The sequence below is a fragment of the Streptomyces sp. NPDC002306 genome, from assembly GCF_053593435.1.
The window spans coordinates 43,696-64,698 of the sequence record NZ_JBSFCK010000028.1 but is presented as its reverse complement, the minus strand read 5'-3'; the positions used below and the strand labels follow the sequence as shown (position 1 = coordinate 64,698).

General features: G+C 71.4%; 18 protein-coding genes and 1 pseudogene. 7 read left to right on the top strand and 12 right to left on the bottom strand.

Annotated elements, in window-relative coordinates:
• Positions 1-94: 94 nt before the first annotated feature.
• Entirely contained in the window at positions 95-2,155 is a 2,061-nt protein-coding gene (locus ACWCQK_RS33225) for a restriction endonuclease (protein ID WP_451161414.1), read from the bottom strand.
• A 202-nt stretch (positions 2,156-2,357) separates the two neighbouring features.
• Between ACWCQK_RS33225 and ACWCQK_RS33220 the strand changes: the two are divergent.
• From ACWCQK_RS33220 to ACWCQK_RS33210, 3 genes and pseudogenes are all read left to right on the top strand, one after another.
• Positions 2,358-2,435, top strand: a pseudogene (locus tag ACWCQK_RS33220) (hypothetical protein); the annotation flags it as partial.
• A 130-nt stretch (positions 2,436-2,565) separates the two neighbouring features.
• Entirely contained in the window at positions 2,566-2,763 is a 198-nt protein-coding gene (locus tag ACWCQK_RS33215) for a hypothetical protein (protein WP_451161412.1), read from the top strand.
• Positions 2,744-3,571: a hypothetical protein gene (locus ACWCQK_RS33210; RefSeq protein WP_451161410.1), complete on the top strand. Its 828-nt coding sequence runs from the start codon at positions 2,744-2,746 to the stop codon at positions 3,569-3,571. The genes ACWCQK_RS33215 and ACWCQK_RS33210 overlap by 20 nt, the downstream gene beginning before the upstream one ends.
• 13 nt (positions 3,572-3,584) lie before the next feature.
• Here the strand turns inward: ACWCQK_RS33210 and ACWCQK_RS33205 are convergent, their stop codons facing one another.
• Both ACWCQK_RS33205 and ACWCQK_RS33200 read right to left on the bottom strand, forming a co-directional pair.
• Positions 3,585-3,974: a VOC family protein gene (locus ACWCQK_RS33205; protein ID WP_451161408.1), complete on the bottom strand. Its 390-nt coding sequence runs from the start codon at positions 3,972-3,974 to the stop codon at positions 3,585-3,587.
• 245 nt (positions 3,975-4,219) lie between these two features.
• Positions 4,220-5,260, bottom strand: a complete 1,041-nt coding sequence (locus tag ACWCQK_RS33200) for an NAD(P)-dependent alcohol dehydrogenase (protein WP_451161406.1) — start codon at positions 5,258-5,260, stop codon at positions 4,220-4,222.
• Positions 5,261-5,441: 181 nt separating this feature from the next.
• Between ACWCQK_RS33200 and ACWCQK_RS33195 the strand changes: the two genes are divergently transcribed.
• Positions 5,442-6,350 carry a helix-turn-helix domain-containing protein gene (locus ACWCQK_RS33195; RefSeq protein WP_451161404.1) on the top strand — a complete coding sequence of 303 codons (909 nt, stop codon included), beginning with the start codon at positions 5,442-5,444 and terminating at the stop codon, positions 6,348-6,350.
• Between the two features lie 94 nt (positions 6,351-6,444).
• Here ACWCQK_RS33195 and ACWCQK_RS33190 read toward each other — a convergent pair whose 3' ends face one another.
• From ACWCQK_RS33190 to ACWCQK_RS33175, 4 genes are all read right to left on the bottom strand, one after another.
• On the bottom strand, positions 6,445-7,128 hold the full coding sequence (locus ACWCQK_RS33190; protein WP_451161402.1) for an ABC transporter ATP-binding protein: 684 nt from the start codon (positions 7,126-7,128) through the stop codon (positions 6,445-6,447).
• Between the two features lie 215 nt (positions 7,129-7,343).
• On the bottom strand, positions 7,344-8,810 hold the full coding sequence (locus ACWCQK_RS33185) for an ABC transporter permease (RefSeq protein WP_451161400.1): 1,467 nt from the start codon (positions 8,808-8,810) through the stop codon (positions 7,344-7,346).
• Between the two features lie 269 nt (positions 8,811-9,079).
• Positions 9,080-10,321: a L,D-transpeptidase gene (locus ACWCQK_RS33180; RefSeq protein WP_451161398.1), complete on the bottom strand. Its 1,242-nt coding sequence runs from the start codon at positions 10,319-10,321 to the stop codon at positions 9,080-9,082.
• A gap of 235 nt (positions 10,322-10,556) precedes the next feature.
• Positions 10,557-10,910, bottom strand: coding sequence for a hypothetical protein (locus tag ACWCQK_RS33175; RefSeq protein ID WP_451161396.1), 354 nt, complete (start codon positions 10,908-10,910; stop codon positions 10,557-10,559).
• Between the two features lie 110 nt (positions 10,911-11,020).
• On the opposite strand from ACWCQK_RS33175, the gene ACWCQK_RS33170 reads away from it, so the two are divergent.
• Together ACWCQK_RS33170 and ACWCQK_RS33165 are read left to right on the top strand one after the other, a co-directional pair.
• Complete coding sequence (locus tag ACWCQK_RS33170; protein ID WP_451161394.1) at positions 11,021-11,335, top strand: LAETG motif-containing sortase-dependent surface protein; 315 nt, start codon at positions 11,021-11,023, stop codon at positions 11,333-11,335.
• Positions 11,336-11,376: 41 nt separating this feature from the next.
• The gene (locus ACWCQK_RS33165) at positions 11,377-12,183 is read left to right on the top strand and encodes a hypothetical protein (RefSeq protein ID WP_451161392.1); all 807 of its coding nucleotides are present in this window, start codon (positions 11,377-11,379) and stop codon (positions 12,181-12,183) included.
• A 42-nt stretch (positions 12,184-12,225) separates the two neighbouring features.
• Here the strand turns inward: ACWCQK_RS33165 and hutH are convergent, their stop codons facing one another.
• The 3 genes from hutH to ACWCQK_RS33150 form a co-directional block, all read right to left on the bottom strand.
• Positions 12,226-13,764 (bottom strand): histidine ammonia-lyase, encoded by a 1,539-nt coding sequence (hutH, locus tag ACWCQK_RS33160; RefSeq protein ID WP_451161434.1) that lies wholly within the window; start codon positions 13,762-13,764, stop codon positions 12,226-12,228.
• Positions 13,765-13,855: 91 nt separating this feature from the next.
• A complete protein-coding gene (locus ACWCQK_RS33155; protein ID WP_451161390.1) occupies positions 13,856-14,998 on the bottom strand; it encodes a diguanylate cyclase domain-containing protein in 1,143 nt (380 codons plus the stop codon).
• Positions 14,999-15,137: 139 nt separating this feature from the next.
• The gene (locus tag ACWCQK_RS33150; protein ID WP_451161388.1) at positions 15,138-15,938 is read right to left on the bottom strand and encodes an enoyl-CoA hydratase/isomerase family protein; all 801 of its coding nucleotides are present in this window, start codon (positions 15,936-15,938) and stop codon (positions 15,138-15,140) included.
• Positions 15,939-18,125: 2,187 nt separating this feature from the next.
• On the opposite strand from ACWCQK_RS33150, the gene ACWCQK_RS33145 reads away from it, so the two are divergent.
• Positions 18,126-18,665 carry a hypothetical protein gene (locus tag ACWCQK_RS33145; protein ID WP_451161386.1) on the top strand — a complete coding sequence of 180 codons (540 nt, stop codon included), beginning with the start codon at positions 18,126-18,128 and terminating at the stop codon, positions 18,663-18,665.
• 1 nt (position 18,666) lies between these two features.
• Here the strand turns inward: ACWCQK_RS33145 and ACWCQK_RS33140 are convergent, their stop codons facing one another.
• A complete protein-coding gene (locus tag ACWCQK_RS33140) occupies positions 18,667-19,830 on the bottom strand; it encodes an adenylate/guanylate cyclase domain-containing protein (protein WP_451161384.1) in 1,164 nt (387 codons plus the stop codon).
• 279 nt (positions 19,831-20,109) lie between these two features.
• Positions 20,110-20,976: a biotin--[acetyl-CoA-carboxylase] ligase gene (locus ACWCQK_RS33135; protein WP_451161382.1), complete on the bottom strand. Its 867-nt coding sequence runs from the start codon at positions 20,974-20,976 to the stop codon at positions 20,110-20,112.
• Positions 20,977-21,003 lie beyond the last annotated feature (27 nt).

The following is a 21,003-nucleotide window of genomic DNA, read 5'->3' as shown; positions in this document are numbered from 1 at the left end:
ACATCGGAAAAGGGCTGTGAACGCGGCTTGGCATGGCCCGTCACGCCGTGTTCACAGACTTCATCCAGCACAGCGACTCTGGGCTCAGGTGGCGCTATTCCACCTCGATGCCGAAATCCTCAACGAGTTCCTCCAGACCGCCCGTGTAGCCCTTGCCGCCCAGGACGAAGTCCCAGTCCCCGTTCGTTCTTCGGCGGAAGGAGCCGAGTACCAAGGCGGTTTCGTGCGGTCGCCCGTCCGAAACGTCCAGCCGTCCGAGCTCAGCCATCCCCGGGTCGAGCAAGCGGATACAGGCGTCCGTGAAGCCGGAGAGGTCGGCGTCCGCGTTGACCTCCGGGTCGATGGCGGCCACGAGGACGAAGCGGTCGGCCTCATCGGGCAGCCCGTCGAAGGAGACACAGATCGCGGCCTTGTCAGGTGCGGTGGCGGGGAGGGCACGCACTGCGCCGTCCGGAGTCTGCGGGTTGTTGAAGAAGACGAAGTGCTCGTCAGTGAGGACCCGGTTGCCACGGCAGACGAGAGCACATACGTCCAGCGCGACGCTTCCGGTCCACGACATGCCCAAGACGTTGTAGTCGCTTGGGAGCTGATGGTCCGGCACGGAAGGCGTGGGTTGTGCTGAGCCTTGCCGACCGCTCTCGCCGAGCCGCCCACCCAGCCCATGACGATGCAGCAGGTCTACGAGTTCGGGACCCGAGATGAGTTCCAACGGCTTGCCGTTGGCGAAGGTGTGCGACCCGGGGCCGAACCCTGATGTCGTCACGAGGACACCTTTGTTCGCGCCGGCGTCCTGCACGGTCCCGTACAAGTCACGCACAGCGGTGGGCGGCACCGTGTTGTGGTAGCGCTTCACCTGCACGACGATCTTGCCGCCTCGAATCGGTGTCGGGTCCAGTGCGTCTACGTCCACACCGCCATCGTTGGAGCGCTGAGTGGTCACCGCCTGCATGCCCATGGCCCGGAAGAGTTCGGCGACAAGACTTTCGAAGGCAACCGGGTCCATGGCGAAAAGGTCTGGTTCCTCGTCGCTGCCGTGGGCGACAACGCGGTTTCCGACATCCTGCGGCCGCCTGCTCGGCCGAACTGGCGTGAGCTGGTCAGGTCGAGCCGAGAGCTGCCCGCGCAGCGCGTCAGCCAGACAACTGCCCGCGTCCACCTGAGCCAGGTGCAAGTCACGGACCGACGTGCGCGAGGCCATGACGGTCGCGAGGAAGATCTGGCCCGGTCGGCCTGTCGAGGGATCATGCCCATCGACAAACCCGTTCAAGGTCACTGACTCAAGCGCGCCCAGCTCATCCGCGGCGAACAGCTCGTGCAGCACCAGAAGCATGCACTGCGCCAGCACCTCCCTGTACAGAGCACGGCGCTGGCCTACCGGACGGGGAGTCTCCTTGTCCTGGTCGACCCCGGACATGTACCGAACGGCCTTGACCTCCGGCACGATGCCGTAGGCGGGCAGCTCCCAATCCAGAACCAGTTGCCGGGCCGCAGGGTCATAGGCCGCTGCCACCTGGCGCGGGAATCCCTCCGGCCATGCCGTGGAGGCATAGAGCGCGGCGGAGAAGTACTCGATCACGGAATCGGTATCCCGGCGCCTTACGCCGTCTGTTATCGCCGTGACTCCGGCGTTGTGCCGCCGTACATCAGCCAGCTGAGTGTCGACCCACTGCTGGTATTCCCGCTGGTACGTGGCCAGCTGTCGCTGTCGGTGAGCCTCCGCGGCTTGGGCAGCCTGCCAGTCCCGCTCGAAGCGCGCCCGCGCTTCGGCCTGCGCCTGGGCCCTGCGACTGGCAGTCCAGCCACTCTGCGTTTGGTACTGCTGGAGATCCGGCATGGGCACTGGCTGCGCCAATGGCCCCGGAGCGAAGGGCTGAATCTCCTCGGGTCGCAGGAGGGAGGTGGCCCTGAAGGCCGGAGCCTGGCAACCCGAGGCAAGAAGACCTTGCAGCGTCGCGACCTGCGCGTCCAGCTCCTCCGTGCGCCGCAGAGCCTCTGCCTGGCGGTACTCGCGGTGGTTCTGGGCAGCTCGCCGCTGGTAGGACCGCGCTTGCTGTTCCTGCTGTCTCCGCCGTCTGGCTTCGGCTTCCAGTTGGCGCTGCTGCTGCCGTTGCATCTCAGCCCAGACGCCGACCAAACCGGTAGAGCGACGACTCATGTGCTGCAGGCCCTCCCCAGGACGTTGGCAGCCGAAAGGCACTGTGGTTGTCCCCACAACCAGGTGTGACAAGACGACTCTAGCCAGCAATCACCGTCTCGCATATGCACTCGCCAAAGGAAGCGCGATCGGTCCATCCCTGCAGGTCAACGTGACTGGAGGGTAACCAGGACCGTGCTGGGCCCCGGTACCCGACGGTCACATTCCCGGCGCTGTTCTCGCGGCGCGCTTCGGACCGAAAAGGAGTGCTGAACGCGGCTCGACGTGGATCGAGCCCAGTTCCCTGTGGATGACGTATCGCCGTGGCTGGGGCGGCAAGGCAGATCAGGAGCGTGGATTGCCGTCGAGGTCATCCGTGAGGGCTTCGAATGGACTCTGGGCGGCTGTGCCTGTCGAGCTACGCTCACAGGGTGCATCCCGACCAAGCCACCTTGCGGCGTCAGTTGAAGCGGACGCCCGCCCGGGGCCAGGAGGATCCCGAACCGGATCCGCTGCACGAGATCCCCTCCCGCGTCGGCGACGGGGACCCGGACTCCGCCGCCCGACTGCTGTCCGAAGAGCGCTCCTACCCGATCGAGGACGGACTCCTTGCCCATATCCGTGGATGACGCCGCGGCCGCCGCTCCGTCGACGGGGGCGCGTACGTTCCTGGTCGGTGGGGGGTGGGATCCCTCGGCGGTCGGGGCCGTCTACGGGGGGTTTCTGCGGGCCGCCGGTGGGCCGCGTATCGGGTGTGTGATCGTCGACGAGGGGGACGGTGCCGAGCAGTTCGCGCGGTACGAAGGCGCGTTGCGCGCGGCCGGCGACTGCGTGCCCGTACCGCTGCTCGTGCCGGTCGGCGGGCAGTTCGATCCCGGTCCGGCGCTGGCGGGCGTGGACGGGCTGTTGGTGTGCGGCGGGCTGACACCGGCGTACCAGGGGGCGTTCGCGGACTGCCTCGACCGGCTGCCCCGGATGCTGGCCGAGCGCGGTGTGCCGTACGCCGGGTTCTCCGCCGGTGCCGCCGTGGCGGCGCGGGACGCGGTGGTGGGCGGGTGGCTGTCGGAGGGGGTCGCGGTGTGCCCGGAGGACACCGCGGAGGATCTGGCGGAGATCACGGTCCGGCCGGGGCTCGGGCTCGTGCCCTTCGGTGTCGACGTGCACGCGGCTCAGTGGGGAACGCTGGCGCGGCTGGTCACGGCGGTGGAGCGGGGGCGGATCCCTTGGGGCGTCGCCATCGACGAGAACACGGTGGTCGAGGTGGACGCGGAGGGTCGCGCCCGGGTCGCCGGACTCGGGCGCGCGCACACCGTTCGGCCCTCGTCCAGCGACGGGAGTGACGGACCCTCGCGTGACGCACCCACCAGCCACGGGCCTGCCCGCGCGAGCGGCCTCGGCGTGGTCGTGCGGTCCTACTCGGCGGGCGGGTGCTTCTGATCGCCGGCCCCCGTCAGGATCCGGCGCCGCTCCCGTACGGGCGGGTGAGGATTTCCAGGCGGTGGCCGTTCGGGTCGTCGAAGTAGGCGCCACGGCCGCCGTCGTTGTAGTTGATCTCGCCGGGGCGGGTGCGGAAGGGGTCCGCCCAGTAGGTGAGGCCGGCTTCACGGACGCGGGCGAAGATGGTGTCGAAGTCCTCCTCCGACACCAGGAACGCGTAGTGCTGCGGCGCGATCTCCCCGTCGGTGGCCGCGTAGTCGAGCGTCACGCCGTTGGGTATCTCCACCGGGGTGAAGGGGCCGTACCGCGGGCTCACCTCGAGGCCGAGGATGTCAGCGAGGAAGCGGGCCGAGGCCTCTCGGTCGTGGGCGACGACGATGGTGTGGTTCAGCTGCACGGTCATCGTGGGAAACCTCCTTCGTCCCACGGTACTCCCACGCCTTTTTAGGCAAGGCTTACCTAAGTAATAATGAAGAGCGCGGGCGACAACCCCGCGGGCGTCAGCGGGAACGCGGCCCGCCCCCGTCCGGCAAGCGGACGGAGGCGGGATCGTCGTCGGTCGGACCTCGGGCGTGTAGCGCACGTCCGGCGTCGGAGGCCGGAAGCCGGGCGCCGGGCGTCAGCCGGTCACCCGTCGCACCCTGAGCGTCAGATCGTCGCCGTGTCGATCACGAACCGGTAGCGCACATCGCTGGCCAGGACCCGCTCGTACGCCTCGTTGATCTGGTCGGCGCCGATCAGCTCGATCTCGGCGCCGAAGCCGTGCTCCGCGCAGAAGTCCAGCATCTCCTGGGTCTCGCGGATGCCGCCGATGCTGGAGCCGGCCAGCGTCTTGCGGCCCGCGATCACCGAGAACAGGTTCAGGGAGATCGGGTCCTCGGGAGCACCCACGTTCACCAGCGCTCCGTCGGACTTCAGCAGGGACAGGAACGCCCCGAAGTCCAGGGGCGCCGAGACCGTCGAGACGATCAGGTCGAAGGTGCCCCTGAGCTCCTCGAACGTCTTCGGGTCGCTGGTGGCGTAGTAGTGGTCGGCGCCCAGCCTCAGACCGTCGTCCTTCTTGCGCAGGGACTGCGACAGCACGGTCACCTCGGCGCCGAGCGCGTGCGCGATCTTGACGCCCATGTGGCCGAGGCCGCCCATGCCGAGGATGGCGACCTTCTTGCCGGGGCCGGCGTTCCAGTGCTTGAGCGGGGAGTACAGGGTGATGCCGGCGCACAGCAGCGGCGCGGCCTCGTCGAGCTTCAGGCCGTCCGGGATACGGACGACGTAGTTCTCGTCGACGACGACCTTCTCGGAGTAGCCGCCGTAGGTGGGCTCGCCGTCACGGCCGACGCCGTTGTACGTCATGGTGGCGCCCTGGGTGCAGTACTGCTCCAGGCCCGCCTCGCAGTTCTCGCACGCGCGGCAGGAGTCGACCATGCAGCCGACGCCGACCCGGTCGCCGACGGCGAACCTGGTCACGCCGGGGCCGACCTCCGAGACGACGCCCGCGATCTCGTGGCCGGGGACCATCGGGAAGATGGCCTCGCCCCAGCCCTCGCGGGCCTGGTGGATGTCCGAGTGGCAGATGCCCGCGAACTTGATGTCGATCAGCACGTCGAACTCGCGTACCGCGCGCCGCTCGATCGTGGTGCGCTCCAGCGGCGCCTTGGCAGCGGGAGCGGCGTAGGCAGCAACAGTGGTCATGCGGGGGGTCTCCTAGCTGATGATTCCGCGCTCGGCCGCCTTCGGCCGGGCACGCTGTCCAGCCTGCCCCACGTTCCCCTCGCCACCCAGACCACACTTCTGCCTACGACCGGTGTTCCTACTACTGGCGGGGTCAGGCTCGGGGACATGGGACCAGGGACCGGACGTGAATACTGGTCGTATGGATGAACAGCCCGAGCCCGTACCGGGGACCCTGGACGCCGGCCGGGCCCTCGACCGCCGGTCCGAGCTCAGCGAGTTCCTGCGCACGCGCCGGGCCCGGCTGAAGCCGGAGGACGTGGGGCTGCCCGAGTTCGGGCGGCACCGCAGGGTGCCCGGACTGCGCCGCGAGGAGCTGGCGCAGCTGGCCGGGGTGTCCGTCGCGTACTACACGCGCCTGGAGCAGGGCAACGGCCGGAACGTGTCGGCGGAGGTGCTGGACTCGATCGCGCGGGCGCTGCGGCTGACCGACGCCGAGCACGCGCACCTCACCCATCTGGCGAAGCCGAAGCAGCACAAGAAGAAGACCCCGGGGCGGCAGCAGCAGGTGCGGAGCTCGCTGCGTCAGCTGCTGGACACCATGGACGGCGTCCCGGCGTACATCGTGGGGCGGCGCGCCGAGATCCTGGCCTGGAACCGGATGGCGGCGGCGGTCTTCGGCGACTGGGCGGCGCTGCCGGTGGCGGAGCGCAACTGGGCGCGGCTGGTCTTCCTCCAGCCCGATTACCACGATCTGTTCGTGGACTGGGAGCAGAAGGCGATCGACATCGTGTGCGCCCTGCGCATGGACGCCGGCTGCTATCCGGACGATCCGCGCCTGTCGGCGCTGGTCGGCGAACTGTCCGTGAAGAGCGCGGAATTCCGGCGGCTGTGGGCGACCCACGACGTCAAGGAGAAGAGCCACGGCGTCAAGCACCTGCACCACCCGCTGGTGGGTGAACTGGCCCTGCCGTACGACTCGTTCCGGCTGCTCGACGACGCCGAGCAGACGCTCGTCGCCTACCACGCCGAACCGTGCTCCCCGTCCGCCGAGGCGCTGCGCCTGCTGGCGAGCTGGGGGACGGACGCGACCCGGGTGGCCCAGGCCTGAGCCTGCCGGTCCCGCCCCGGGACAGCCCGGGATCACCCCCGGAACGACGATGTGCCGGGGGATGACCGGGCACCGCGGCGGACAGGAGGCCGGGCTACGAGTTCGCGTTCTCCTTGACCGTGATCCGGCCCTTGCGGATGGTCGCCAGCCGCGGGGCCTTCTTCGCGATCGCAGAGTCGTGGGTGACCATGATGAAGGTGAGCCCGTGCTCCTTCCACATGCGCTCCAGCACCTCCATGATCTCGTCGCGCATGCTCTCGTCGAGGTTGCCGGTGGGTTCGTCGGCGAGCAGCACCTTCGGCTGCTTCACGAGGGCGCGGGCGATGGCGACGCGCTGCTGCTGGCCGCCGGACATCTCGCTGGGCAGGTGCGTCAGGCGCTCGCCGAGCCCGACCGACCGCAGCGCCTCGGCGGCCCGTTCCCGCCGGTCCTTCACCTTCACACCGAGCGGTACGAGGGCGGTCTCGACGTTCTCCTGCGCGGTCAGCGTCGGGATGAGGTTGAAGGACTGGAAGACGAAGCCGATGTTCTCGCTGCGCACCTTGGTGAGCTTGGCCTCCGACAGCCGGGCGAGGTCGGTGCCGTCGAGGACGACCTCGCCCGAGGTGGGCCGGTCGAGTCCGCCGAGCATCTGGAGCAGCGTGGACTTGCCGCCGCCGGTGGGCCCCTGGATGACGAGCCGGTCACCGTCGGCGATGGTCAGGTCGACGCCGTCGAGCGCGTGGACGGTGTCCTTGCCCCGGGTGTAGTGCTTGGTGACGCTTCTGAGTTCGTACATGGTGGGTGCAACTCCTGGGTGAGGTATGGGGACGGGGGCCCGCCGCTCAGCGGACGGGCCCCCTGGTCCGCGGGAACCGTGCTGGCCCCGGCCGCTCGACGCGGAACGGGCAGCGCGCCGCTCCGACGCGGCACGGGCCGTGCGCGGCCACTGGACGCGGTGCGGGCAGTGCGTGGGCCTGCGCGGCCACCGGACGCGGCACGGGCCGTACGCGGCTACTCGACGCGGCGCAGGGCGTCCGCCGGGCGCAGTCGGGAGGCCCGCCAGCCGCCGAAGGCGCCCGCGATCAGGCCGCCGGTGACGGCCAGGCCGACCGCGAGCGCGACGGTGGTGAGGCTGACGGGTGCGGTCAGCGCGACGTCGAGGGTCTTGGACGCGGTCTGCCGGGCACCGCCGAAGCCACCCCCGCCGAAGCCGCCGCCGCCGGGACCGCCGCTCGCGTTGCCACCCCCGCCGCCCGTCTGGGCCTCGAGCGTCGGGCTGATCGCGGTGACGGCGTAGGCGCCCGCCAGGCCGAGCGCGATACCGAGGACACCGCCGAGCAGGCCGTTGACCATGGCCTCGCCGACGACCTGGCGGGTCACCCGGCCGGACTTCCAGCCCAGGGCCTTGAGGGTGCCGAACTCGCGCACCCGGCGGGAGACCGCCGAGGAGGTCAGCAGACCGGCGACCAGGAACGCGGCCACGAGCACCGCGATGGACAGCCACTTGCCGACGTTGGTGGCCAGGCTGGAGGCGGTGGACAGGGAGCCGGAGACGGTGTCGGCGAGGTCCGCGGAGGTGGTGACGGTCGTACCCGATACGTTCTTCTGGATCGTGGACTTGACGCTGTCGATCTTCTGCGAGTCGGTTGCCTTGACGTAGATCGTGGTGACCTTGTTCTTCGAGTCGCTGATCGTCTGAGCCTGCGTCAGCGGGATGTAGACGTTGGCCGCGGAGTCACCGCTGTCGGCCGTCGCGATGCCGATCACCTTGAACTTGACGCTCTTGATGGTGACGGTGGAGCCGACCTTGAGCTTCTTCTCCTTGGCGTACGCCGAGTCGAGGACGGCGACCTCGGTGTCTGCCTCGGCGGTCGTGAACGTACGACCACTGCTGATCTTCGACGAGGTCAGCGGGCCGAGGGCCGGCTTGGTGACGTCGGTGCCGAAGACGGAGTAGTTGTTGACGTCGAAGTCCGCACCGCCGCCGCGGACCTCCCCCTGCGGCTGGGCGCCGCCTCCGGGGCCGCCCCGCTGGTCGCCGCCGTCGCCGTCCTGCTGGAACTGACCACGGGTGAACTGGCCGCTGACCTTGATGACCTGGAGGCTCAGGCCGCCGACGACGTCCGCGACGCCGCTCTGCTCGCCGACCTTGGTCACGGTCGAGGTGGACAGGGTCTGGAAGCCCTGGACCATCACCCGGTCGGTGCTCTGCTCCTTGTCCGAACCGTTGTCCTGCGCGTCGAACCGGAAGCGCGGACGCTCCGAGGTGGCGGCGGCGGGCTCGGCCGCCTTGGTGACCGTCATGTCGGTGCCCAGCCCGTACAGCGACTGGAGGACCTTGTCCTGGGCCTTCCCCATGCCCGAGGACACGGAGTTGACCACGATGACCAGCGCGATGCCCAGCGCGAGTCCGGAGGCGACGACGAGGGCCGCTTTTCTGCGGCGGCGCAGTTCGCGCCTCAGGTAGGTGAAGAACATGGCCGCAAACTAGACACGGCGCGTGATGACTCGATAAGGCCGAAATAAAAGAACCATGAGAAGGCTGTGCGGGACCCCATAGCGCCCTCGGAACATCCCTCAGAACGCCCCCAGAGCACCCCAGGAGCACTCTCAGGAACGCCCCCCGGCAGACCTCTGGAACGTCCTGGCAGACCCCTGGCAGGCCCGCGGCAGGCCCCTCGAACCACCGATGCCGCCCCCCGGTCGGGGAGCGGCATCGGATCGGCTGTGGGTGGGGCCGGTCGGCGTCAGACCGCCGAGCCCGCCTTCCACTGCGCCCAGTCCATGTTCCAGCCGTTGAGGCCGTTGTCCGGGGAGACCGTCTTGTCGCCGGTGTTCCTCACGACCACGACGTCACCGATGATCGAGCCGTTGTAGAACCAGGCCGCCGGGGTGCTGTCGTCCTTGGCGCCCTTGGTGTCGGACAGGCCCACGCAGCCGTGGCTGGTGTTGACGCTGCCGAAGATGGACTTCACGCCCCAGTAGTTGCCGTGCACGAAGGTGCCGGAATTGGTCAGGCGCATGGCGTGCGGCACGTCCTTGATGTCGTACTCGCCCTTGCCGTCGTCGTCGGTGAAGCCGACCGTGGCGCCGTTCATCCGGGTCTCCTTGAACTTCTCGGAGATCACCATCTGGCCCTCGTACGTCTTGTTCTCGGGCGAGCCGGCCGAGATCGGGATGGTCTTGACCGTCTTGCCGTCCTGCGTGACCTTCATCTGCTTGGTCTTGGCGTCGACGTAGGTGACCTGGTTGCGGCCGATGTGGAAGGTGACCGTCTTCTGCTGCACGCCGTACACACCGGAGGCGCCCTCGACACCGTCGAGCGCGAGCTTCAGCGTGATGGTGGAGTTCTCCTTCCAGTAGTCCTCGGGGCGGAAGTCGATCCGGTTGGCGTTGAACCAGTGGCCGACGACCTCCTGGCCGCTGCTGGAGCTGACCGTGATGCCCTTCTGGACGGCGGCCTTGTCGGTGATCGCCTTGTTGAAGTTGATCGAGACGGGCATGCCGACGCCGACGGTCGAGCCGTCGTCCGGCGTGAAGTTCCCTATGAAGCTGTTGGCCGGGGACACCGTGGTGAACGAGGCGTTCTCGTGGGCCTCGCGTCCGTCGGAGTCCTTCGCGCTGGCCGCGACCTTGTACGTGGTGGAGCGCTCCAGCTGGGCGCTGGGCTTCCAGCTCGTCTTGTCGGCGGAGAGCTCGCCGGCGACGGCGGTGCCGTCGGCCGTCGTCATCTTCACCTCGGAGAGCGTGCCCTTGCGCACGGTGACGGCGAAGTTGTTGATGGAGGCGTTGGACGAGCCGTCCTTCGGCGTGATCGTGATCTGCGCCACAGATGTCTTCTTGGCCGCCGCCTCGTCGACCTTGGCTTGCGAGCTCTCGTTGCCGCCGCCGGCGTCCGCGTCCGCGCCGGAGCAGGCCGTCAGTACGAGCACACCGCCGAGCAGGGCGGACGCGGCCGTGAGGCGCCTGCGCCGCTTACTGTCCGTCATCACACACTTCTCCATCGTTGCCGAATTCCCCAAAAACCCCGAGAGGCCTCGTTACGAAATACCAACGCTACGACCGGTACGTCCGATTTCACGCGCTTTCCCCATGTGGGGAGTGCCACGTCCGCCGGGGCACGCCCGCCTGGACCAGTGATGCGGGTGTCGGCCAGTGCGCCCTTTGAGACGACGAAACCCCGGGCGGTGGTTGCCGCCCGGAGTCACGAATTCCCCGTGCCGCTCAACCGACGCCGGACACGCGGTCGCCTTCCTCGTCCTCCACGACATCATCCTCGTCCAGGTCCCAGTCGGGCGAATCAGGGTCGTAGTCGATGAGCTCGCTCGACCAGGAGGCTTGCTGGAGCTCCACTCCCGGCACCTCGCTGACCAGGTCGAACGGATCAACGAGAAACGCGAGGGCCTCCGCGGTGTCTTCCGTCACAGCGCCCTCGGCGTGCGCCTGTTCGTCCGCCGGGAGCTCGTCGTCCTCCGCGATCCGCCGCAGCGCGGCCGCCGTCACAGCGTCGGTGTCGTGCACTTCCACGACGAGTTCGACGCGAAGTCGTACAAAACGTGATGCCTCTTCAGTACTCATGCCCCGGAGCGTACGGCTCCGTCCTGCCGTAACTTTCCCACGACCCGCGACTTTCATTAGCATCGACCTACACGGCCAATTCACCAGCGCCACAAGGGGATCGATATTCCGTGTCATCAGCTCGCCGCTCGTTGCTGACCGCCACCGCCGCGGGGACCGTACTGGGCGCCCTGTGGTTCGTTCCGTCCGCGAACGCCTCCCAGGACGACCCGGCGAGAACGCAGCCCCCGGTGACCGCGTCGGCCGGGGCCACCACGCAGGCGCGGGCCGCGTCCACGACCACGTCCGACCCGGGCGTGGAGACCCAACTCGCCGACACCGGAAGCTTCGACACCACCCCGTACGTGGTGGGCGGAAGCCTCTTCCTCAGCGTGGGGGCAGGCTTCGTGGTGTATTCGATACGCCGCGAACGTCTCGATTTTTAATCGACTTGACGTTCCTTTGACCTCCGCTTCATAGTCCGCTCATGAAGAGATCATCGGGGGCGCGTCTCGGCGCCACGGCTGCCGTGAGCGTGTTGTCGCTCGCCCTCATCACGGGCTGTTCCGACGAGGGTTCCGGCGACGCCAAGGGATCGGGCAAGGGATCGAAGTCCTCGGCCTCGTCCGCGTCGCCCACGAGTGCGAACGCGAAGGCGCTCGGCACGGCCGAGTTGAAGAAGCTGCTCGTCGCCCAGGGCGACGTCAAGGGGTACAAGGTCGAGGCGACCGACGAATCGTTCCCGCACTCCCAGAGCGCGGTGAAGGTCGACAAGGCCCCGTGCCGGCCGCTCGCCTACGCCATGGCGGGCCTCGCGCCGGGCGACACCGACGCGAGCGTCAGCGGCACCGCGACCGAGGACAAGAAGCCCACGGGCACCGCCACGTCCCCGGAGGACGTGTCCGAGGACGACATCGCCAACGCGTTCGACATCACCATGACCGTCGTGGGCCTGTCCTCCTACGGCGGTGACGGCGCCGAGAAGGCCTTCAAGTCCGTGTCCGACGCGGTCACGAGCTGCTCCGGCGGGTTCACCGTCACGGCGCAGGGCGAGGACCAGAAGCTCACCAAGATCGCCGCGGAGAAGGGCTCCGCCACCGGCGACGAGTCGGTCGCGTTCGCCGCTTCCGGCAAGCTGGACGGGGGCGACACGGGCGACGCGCACATCGAGGTGGCACGGCACGGCAACACCATCGCCACGTACTACACGATCAGCTTCATGAAGCTGACGTCCGGTACGCCGTACACCGTGCCGGCCGTCGTGGTCGACGCCCAGGCGGCCAAGCTCAAGTGACACGCGGGGCCCCGCCGTACGCCGGCGGGGCCCCGAACGGTGCTACAGCAACGGACCGGTGACGCTCTCCACGGCGGTCACCAGCAGGCCGGCCCGCACGAACGCGTCGGCGGCGGCCAGGTCGGGCGCGAGGAAACGGTCCGGTCCGGGACCCTGCACCCCCGCCGCCCGTACGGCGTCGATGGCCGCCCGCGAGGCCGGCGCCGGGGTGAGACCCTCGCGCAGCTCGATGGCGCGGGAGGCGGCGTACAGCTCCACCGCGAGCACGCGCGCGAGGTTGTCCACGGCCGTGCGCAGCTTGCGCGCCGCGGACCAGCCCATGGAGACGTGGTCCTCCTGCATGGCGGAGGACGGGATGGAGTCCGCCGAGGCGGGCACCGCGAGCCGCTTGAGCTCGCTCACCAGCGCGGCCTGCGTGTACTGGGCGATCATCAGCCCGGAGTCGACGCCGGCGTCGTCGGCCAGGAACGGCGGCAGGCCGTGGCTGCGGTTCTTGTCCAGCAGCCGGTCGGTGCGCCGCTCGGCGATGGAGGCCAGGTCGGCGGCGGCGATGGCGAGGAAGTCCAGGACGTAGGCCACCGGGGCGCCGTGGAAGTTGCCGTTGGACTCGACCCGCCCGTCGGGCAGGACCACCGGGTTGTCCACGGCCGCGGCCAGCTCGCGCTCGGCGACCAGCCGGGCGTGCGCCATGGTGTCCCGGCCGGCGCCGGCGACCTGCGGGGCGCAGCGCACCGAGTAGGCGTCCTGGACCCGCGGGGCGTCGTCCTGGTGATGCCCGGTCAGGCCCGAACCCTTCAGCACGGCCAGCATGTTGGCGGCGGCGGCGCCCTGGCCCGGGTGCGGGCGGATGGCGTGCAGCTCGGGGGCGAGGACCTGGTCCGTGCCGAGCAGGGCCTCCATGGACAGCGCGGCGGTGACGTCGGCGGACTTGTAGAGGGTGTCGAGGTCGGCGAGCGCCATGATCAGCATGCCGAGCATGCCGTCGGTGCCGTTGAGGAGGGCCAGGCCCTCCTTCTCGCGCAGTTCGACGGGGGCGATGCCGTGCGCGGCGAGCAGTTCGCCGGCGGGCCGGACGACCCCGTCGGGGCCTTCGGCGTCGCCCTCCCCCATGAGCGTCAGGGCGCAGTGGGACAGCGGGGCGAGGTCGCCGGAGCAGCCGAGCGAGCCGTACTCGTGCACGACCGGGGTGATGCCCGCGTTCAGCACGTCGGCCATGGTCTGCGCGATCTCGGGCCGCACACCGGTGTGCCCGGAGCACACGGTCTTCAGCCGCAGGAACATCAGGGCCCGTACGACCTCCCGCTCCACCCGCGGTCCCAGACCGGCGGCGTGCGAGCGGACGATGTTGCGCTGGAGCTGCGCGCGCAGCTCCGGGCTGATGTGCCGGGTCGCCAGGGCGCCGAAGCCGGTGGAGACGCCGTAGACGGGCTCGGGCTTGGCCGCCAGCGCTTCGACGATCTCGCGGGCCGCGGCGAGGGCCGCCACCGCCTCGCCGGAGAGTTCGATCCGGGCGCCGTCGCGCGCCACGGCGAGAACGTCGGACGCGGTGACCCCGGAGGTCCCCACCACCACAGTGTGCATATCCATATTCAGGAGCGTACGCACTGAATTCCGGACTGTCACCAGTGGGTGACCGGTTCACCCCTTACCGATTCGGTCACATGCCGGGGCGTCAGCGGCGCCCTCGGAAGCGGCGGCGCTCCGCGGTGGCCTCCCGCGAGGGCGCGTCCGCCAGCCGGACGACGGGGTCGTCGGGCCCCTCCCGGCCGGCGACCACGGGCCGGGCCGCCCGTACGGCCTTGGCCTGGTACTGGGCCGCGTCGGCGAGCCGGAACAGCCGGCGCGCCGAGCGGACCGGCCCGATGGGGTCCTCGGTGGACGCGACCCCGCAGGCGACCCCCTCGCCGAGCTCCAGTTCCGCCGCGCGGCGGCAGAGTTCCCCCGCGGTCCTCACCACGTCGTCGGCGGGCGGGCCGACGGCGAGGAGGCAGAACTCGTCCCCGCCGAGCCGGGCGGCGAGGGCGCCGGGCAGCATCGCCCCGCACAGCGACAGCACGGACCCGAACCGTTCCAGCAGCCGGTCGCCCACCGCGTGCCCTCGGGTGTCGTTGACGCGCTTGAGGCCGTTGAGGTCGCAGACGACGAGGCTGACCGCGACACCGTCCCGCCGGTGCCGCTCGATCGCCTCGTCGAGGCCCACATCGACGGCGCGGCGGTTGGCGAGCCCGGTGAGCGCGTCGGTGAAGGCGAGCCTGCGGGCCTCCTCCAGCCGCTCGGTCTGGGCGATCCCGGCGGCGACGACCGAGGCCAGGACCGTGGCGAAGTCGGCGTCCCCGCGGTCGAAGACGGGGTCGGCGGCCGAGCGGGCCACATAGAGCTCGCCCCAGGCGCGGCCGTGCAGCACGAGGGGGGCGACGACACAACAGCCGCGGCCTCGGCGGCGCAGGGCGGCGACGCGCTGATGGCAGTAGCCGGGGCTGCCGTGGGCCGGGCCGGAGGCGGTCTCGACCCAGGCGTTGGGGTCGCCGCCCGCGGCCCAGCGCTCGTGCAGGAACTCGGTGATCTCCGGGAACTGGTGCACGGGGTACACCTCCGCCTCGGGGAACTCCTCCTCGTCCGGGGCGCGGTCCCCCACGTTCACGAGGACCCGCAGCCGGCCGAGCTCCCGCTCCCACGTCGACAGCGCGGCGAAGCTGCCGGACAGCGCCCGGCAGGCGCCCAGGGCCGCCGCCCGCCATGACTCGCGCGGGGAGTGGGCCGCCGCCATCCCCTGCGCCAACGCCACCACGCCCGCGAGCCGACTGTCCTCACCCATCACTCCAGGTTAGGGACGTTCAGCGGCAAAAGGGACATTGATACGGCGAACAGGTGGACGGTACGAGAACCAGCTCCCGCCGGCCCGCGGGACCGTCCGCCGCACTGCCGTCCGGCCGCCCCCACCTCGCCTCAGCGGGTCACTCCCCGGGCCACTGGGGCTTGCGCTTCTCGTTGAACGCCGCCACGCCCTCCGCCCGGTCCCCCGAGAACGCCACCGACCGCCAGGCCGCGTCCTCGACCTCCAGTCCGGCCCGCAGATCCAGGCCGTGCCCGAGCCGCAGCGCCCGCTTCGCCGCCCGCAGGCCCACCGGCGAGTTGGCCGCGATCCGGGATGCCAGCGCCAGCGCCTCCACCCGGTCCTGGCCCTCCTCCACCAGCACGTCCACCAGGCCCAGCTCACGCGCCTCGGCGGCCTCGACCCGGCGCGCGGTGAAGATCAGCTCGGCGGCCCGCGCGGCGCCGATCCGGCGCGGCAGCAGCTGGGTGCCGCCACCGCCGGGAATCACGCCCACGGACACCTCGGGCAGCCCCACCACCGCCGTGACGTCGGCCACGATCACATCGCAGGACAGCGCCAGCTCGAAGCCGCCGCCGAGCGCGAACCCGTGCACGGACGCGACCGTCGGCACCGGGAGGTCCAGTACGCCGGTGTAGGCGCCGCGCGCGACCGGGCGCTGCCGCACCAGCTCGGCGTCACTGAAGGAGTTGCGCTCCTTCAGGTCGGCCCCCACGCAGAACGCCCGCTCGTGCGTCGAGGTCAGCACCACCACCCGTACGTCCCGGTCGGCGCCCAGCGCGGCGCACGCCTCGCCGATCGACCGGGCCATCTCGCTGGACACCGCGTTCATGGACTTGGGCCGGTCGAGGGCGAGTTCGGCGACATGCCCGTCACCGTGCCGCCTCACCAGTACGAACTCCCCGAACCGCTCCTCGCTCATGACACCCTCCGGTTAACGCGTGTTAACAACGACCTCGCCCCGATCATCGCAGTCCCGCCGCACGGGGGAAAGAGCGGCCGTCCACGAGACCGGTTCCCGTGTCACCTCCCGATTCCCCGTTCGAGTGACATCCCGCCCAACTACCGCCCCATCGCCCACGGCACCGCATAACGTGCGCTCCGCCACGGCGCAGCGGGGGCGCGAGCGCATCGGGGAGGGATCACGATGACGAACACAGCGGTCGACAAGACCAGGCACACGACAAAAACCGGCGGAACCGGGGTCACGCCTGGGGCGGGAGGCGCGGAGGGCGCGCCTGGGGCGGGGGGTGCCCCTGGGGCGGGGGCTGTCCCTGGAGTGGGCGCCGTCCCCGGGGCTGCGGGCGCAGGAGCTGCTCCGGGCGGGGAGGACGGTGGCGGCTCGGGCGGTGACGGCACGACGGGTGCGGTGGGCGGTGGCGGCGCGGCAGGCATGGCGGCCTCGGCAGACACGCCTGGCCTGGCGGACGCGGGTGCGGGGACGGCAGGTACTGCGAGCGCGGCGGGGAAGGTCGGCGCGGCGGCGGGGACGGGGAGCGCAGGTTCGGCGGGGAAGGCGGGCACGACGGGTGCGGCAAGAACCTTTGGCGTGCCAGGTCCGGCGGGCAGGACGGGCCAGGCGAGCCCGGCGGGCGCAGGAGGCCAGGCAGGCCCGCCGGGGGCGGCCATCACACCGAATCCGTTGTGGCAGCGGGGCCAGGCAGGCCCGTCGGGCGCGGCAGGCAGGACGGGCGCCGCAAACCGACCGGACTCGGCAGGTGCAGCCCGCACGTCAGGCCCGGCGGGGCGAACCGGCCAGACGAACGCGGCAGGCGCCCCACGTACGGCCGCCCAGGCAGCCAACACGAGCCCGATAGACCGGGCGGGCAAAGCAGGTCCGGCGAACACGGCAGGCGCAGCCGGCACACCAGGCCCGGCGGGGCGAACCGACCAGGCAAGCGCGGCAGGCACCCCACCCACGGCCGCCCAGGCAGCCAACACGAGCCTGGTAAACCGGGCGGGCAAAGCAGGTCCGGCGAACACGGCAGCCGCAGCCGGCACACCAGGCCCGGCAGGGCAGACCGGCCAGACGAACGCGGCAGGCGCCCCAGTCACAGCAAGCCAGGCGGCCCCGACAGGCAAAACGGGCGCGGCACGCAAGGCCGCAACACCAGGTCCGGCGGACATGGCAGCCTCGGCCGCCACCCGAGGCCCGGCATGGCAGACCAGCCGAACAAGCGCGGCGGGCCAGGCAGGCAACACGGCAGACCAGGCGACTGCGCCAAGGCCGGCGAACGCGGCAGACGCAACCGGCACTCCAGGCCGGTCAAGGCAAGCGAGCAAGGCAAGCCCAGCAGCCGCGCCAAGCCAGGCGGCCACGCCAGGCCCGGCGAACACGGCAGGCACAGCCGGCGCCCGAGGCCCGGCGGGGCAGACCGGCCGCACAAACGCGGCAGGCGCACCCCGCACGGCGGCCCAGGCGACCCCGACAGGCAGGACGGGTGCGGCAGGCGCCCCCGGAACACCCGGTCCGGCGGACACGGCAGCCGCGACCGGCACGCGAGGCCCGGCAGGGAACACCGGCCCAGCCGGCAGGCCACGCACGGCAGGCTCGGCAAGCAAGGCCGCAGCACCAGGTCCGGTGGGCACAGCAGCACAGGCTGGCACACGCGCCCCAGCGGGGAAGACGGCCCAGGCAGGCACGCCACACACCGCCGGCGACGCCGCAACAGCAAGCCCGGTGAGCACGACAGCCGGAGCCGGTACGCGCGCCCCGGCAGGCAACACGGGCCGGGCAGGCGCGCCACGCCCGGCCGGCAACGCCCGGACGCCAGGTCCGGCGGGCGCCGCAGGCGCAGTCGGCACGCGAGGCCCGGCTGGGAACACCGGCCGGGCAGGCTCGGCACCCACCGTCGGCCAAGCGGGCGCCGTAGGTGCGCCACGAGCCACGCCTCCGGCAGGTAACGCGGGCATGGCCGGCCGAACAGCCGCCGCAGGAACCCCACAAGCCGGGCGTCCGGCGGGTAGGGCTGGCGTGGCGGGCCAAGCGCGCGGGTCGAATGTCGCCGAGTCGGTCGGCGATGTGGGGGGTGGGGAGTCGGACGAGGGGGCGTCCTCAGCCGGTGGTCTGTCGGGTCGGCGTGGCCGGCATCGCAGGCCCCGTCGCAGGGTGCTGCTCGCGGTGGGCGGACTCGCGCTGGCCGTCGGTGTGCTGAGCCTCGTACGGATCGCGCCCGACTCCGGGGTCGGCACGGCGGAGGCCGGACCCAGCCCGGACGCCGTCAAGACCTGGTCGACCGACGCGGCGGCCACCGTCGCGGCCGTCCCCCGGGTGAGCTCGACCTCCGGCCCGGGCGGGGTGAGCACCACCCCGGCCCCCGGCGCGTCGGCGTCGGCGACCGCCGCGCCCTCGGCCTTGGCTACGGCGGGTGGCTCCGCGAGCGTCCCCGCGCCGTCGGCCACACCCCGTTCTCCCGGCAGCGACACCGACACCGATACCGGCACCGGCACCGGCACCGGCCCGCAGCCGACGTCCCCGGCCCCCGCGCCGACCTCGGCCACGGCCGTCCCGGCCCCGCAGCCCGCTGAACCGGATCAGCCTGGTCAGCCCGGTGAGCCCGGTCAGCCGGACGAGCCGGATCAGCCAGGTGCGCCGGGACTGTGTGTGCCGATCATCGGCCTGTGCGTGGACGTGCTGAACGCCCGCTGACCTACTGCTGGTCCTCGTCGCGGCGGGTGAGCAGCCACGGCTCGACCACGCCGAGTCCACGCACCGGCCGCTGCCACATCGGCCGCAGCGCGAAACGGTACGTCGGCGGCTCCTCGCCCTCCTTCTCGGCGGCGACAGCGGCCTCCGCCGCCTCCGCCTCCGAGGCGGGCGCCTCACCGCTGCGGATGAGCTCCGCGGCGAACGCGCCGTCGACGAGGACGGCGTCGCGCGGAGCTATCGACGTCAGCCGCGAGGCCAGGTTGACCGTCGTACCGAAGACGTCGCCCATCCGGGTCGTCACCGTGCCGAAGGCCATGCCGACGCGCAGCTCGGGCATCGTCTCGTCGTTGGCCATGGTCTCGATGAGCCGCAGCGCGATCTCCGCGGCGACCCCCGCGTCGTCGGCGGCGAACAGCACCTCGTCGCCGAGCGTCTTGATGAGTCTGCCGCCACGGGCGGCCACCAGGTCGGCGGCGGTGGTCTCGAAGGCCTCGACGAGTTCGCCGAGTTCCTCCTCCTCCATCCGGCGGGTCAGCCGTGTGAACCCGACGAGGTCGGCGAACCCCACCGCGAGGCGGCGGTCGACCATCTCCTCGTCGTCGGCGGCCTGCACGACCCGGCCGGCCGAGGCGGCGAGCTGGCGGCGCCAGACGTAGACGAGGAACTCCTCCAGTTCGGGCAGCAACAGCTCGACGATCGGGTACGTCACCTCGGTGCGGGTCATCCCCGGCTCGGGCGGCTCGGTGAGCCCCTCCAGGAAGGAGTCCATCTGCCATTCGGCCAGCCGGGCGGTGGTCTGCCCGGTGGACCGGGCCACCTGCACGGCCATGGCCTCGCTGAGCAGGCCCGCCTCCACCAGACCGGCGAGCCGGCGCAGGGCGAGTACGTCCGCCTCCGTGAGCGCCTTGGCCTGCCCTATGTCGGCGAAGCCCATGGCCCGCCAGAAACGGGACGCCAGTTCCATCGAGACGCCGGCGCTGCGGGCGGCCTGGAAAGGCGTGTAGCGCCGCTCGGCGCCGAGGATGAGCTGTTCGAGGCGCAGTGCGAGCGGGTCGCCGCCGGACTCGGCGGCGGGCGGTTCCCTCCGCTCGGGCGAGGTCGAGAGCGGGGGAGGATCGACCCGGCCGTCCGCGTCCGCGCCGGAGCCCGTGTCGTCGACGGTCACGCCTGCTGCCCTTCCGATCTGTCACGGTCAGGTATCGACCGGCCTTTACTCTACGGCAGGTGTGCGCCAACTCACTCCTCAGCGCAGCCTACGCAGCCACAGGGGATCCCGCCGCCGCAGCGGCACACACGGCACCTTCGGCCTCCGCGGCGCCACCCCGGGCACCACCGCCGTCACGGCACCGCACACCACCCACGCCCGCCCCGTCCGGACCGCCCTCGGTCCACACGCCGCACGTCACAGTGCCGGTTCGCTCCGCCTCGCGGGCCGGCCCGTGCCTCAGGCCGGGCGCAGGTGGATGATGTCGCCCGCGCCCACCGGCTCCTGGACGCCGTCGTCCGTCGCCAGCACCAGCCGGCCGTCCCCGTCGACGGCCACCGCCTCGCCGACGATCGAGCGGTCGCCCGGCAGCTCGGCCCGTACGGTCCGGCCGAGCGTCGCGCAGCCCGCCGCGTAGGTCTCCTGGAGGCCACTGGCGACCGGATCGCCCTCGACCGCTCGCCAGCGTCCGTACCAGTCCTCCAGGGACCGCAGCACGGCCCGCAGCAGCGGATCCCGGTCGGTGGTCAGCGCGCCGGCCAGGGCCAGCGAGCCCGCCTGCGGCACCGGCAGCTCTCGCGCGCCGAGCGTGACGTTGATCCCGATCCCGATGACGACACCGTCGTCCCCGGCGCGCTCCGCGAGGATCCCGCCCGCCTTGCGCTCCTCGTCCCCGACGGTGACCAGCAGATCGTTGGGCCACTTCAGAGCCGTGTCCACACCCGCCGCGCGGGCCAGCCCCGTCGCCACGGCGACCCCGGTGAGCAGCGGCAGCCAGCCCCAGCGGGCCAGCGGCACGTCGCTGGGCCGCAGCAGGACGGAGAAGAACAGACCGGAGCGGGCCGGCGCCGACCACTGGCGCTCCAGGCGGCCGCGCCCGGCACTCTGCTCCTCCGCGACGAGCACCGCGCCCTCGGCCAGCTTGCCGTCGACGGCCCGGGCCACCAGATCGGAGTTCGTGGAGCCCGTGTGCGACACCACCTCCACCTCCGTCCACAGACTTCCCCCACGCACCAGCGCGCGGCGCAACGCGGGCGCGTTGAGGGGGGGACGGTCCAGGTCGGACCAGCGGTTGGCGTTTCCGTCTGAGTCATCTCGCGGCGTCATGCAAGCCACCCTAGGTGTGGTAAACAC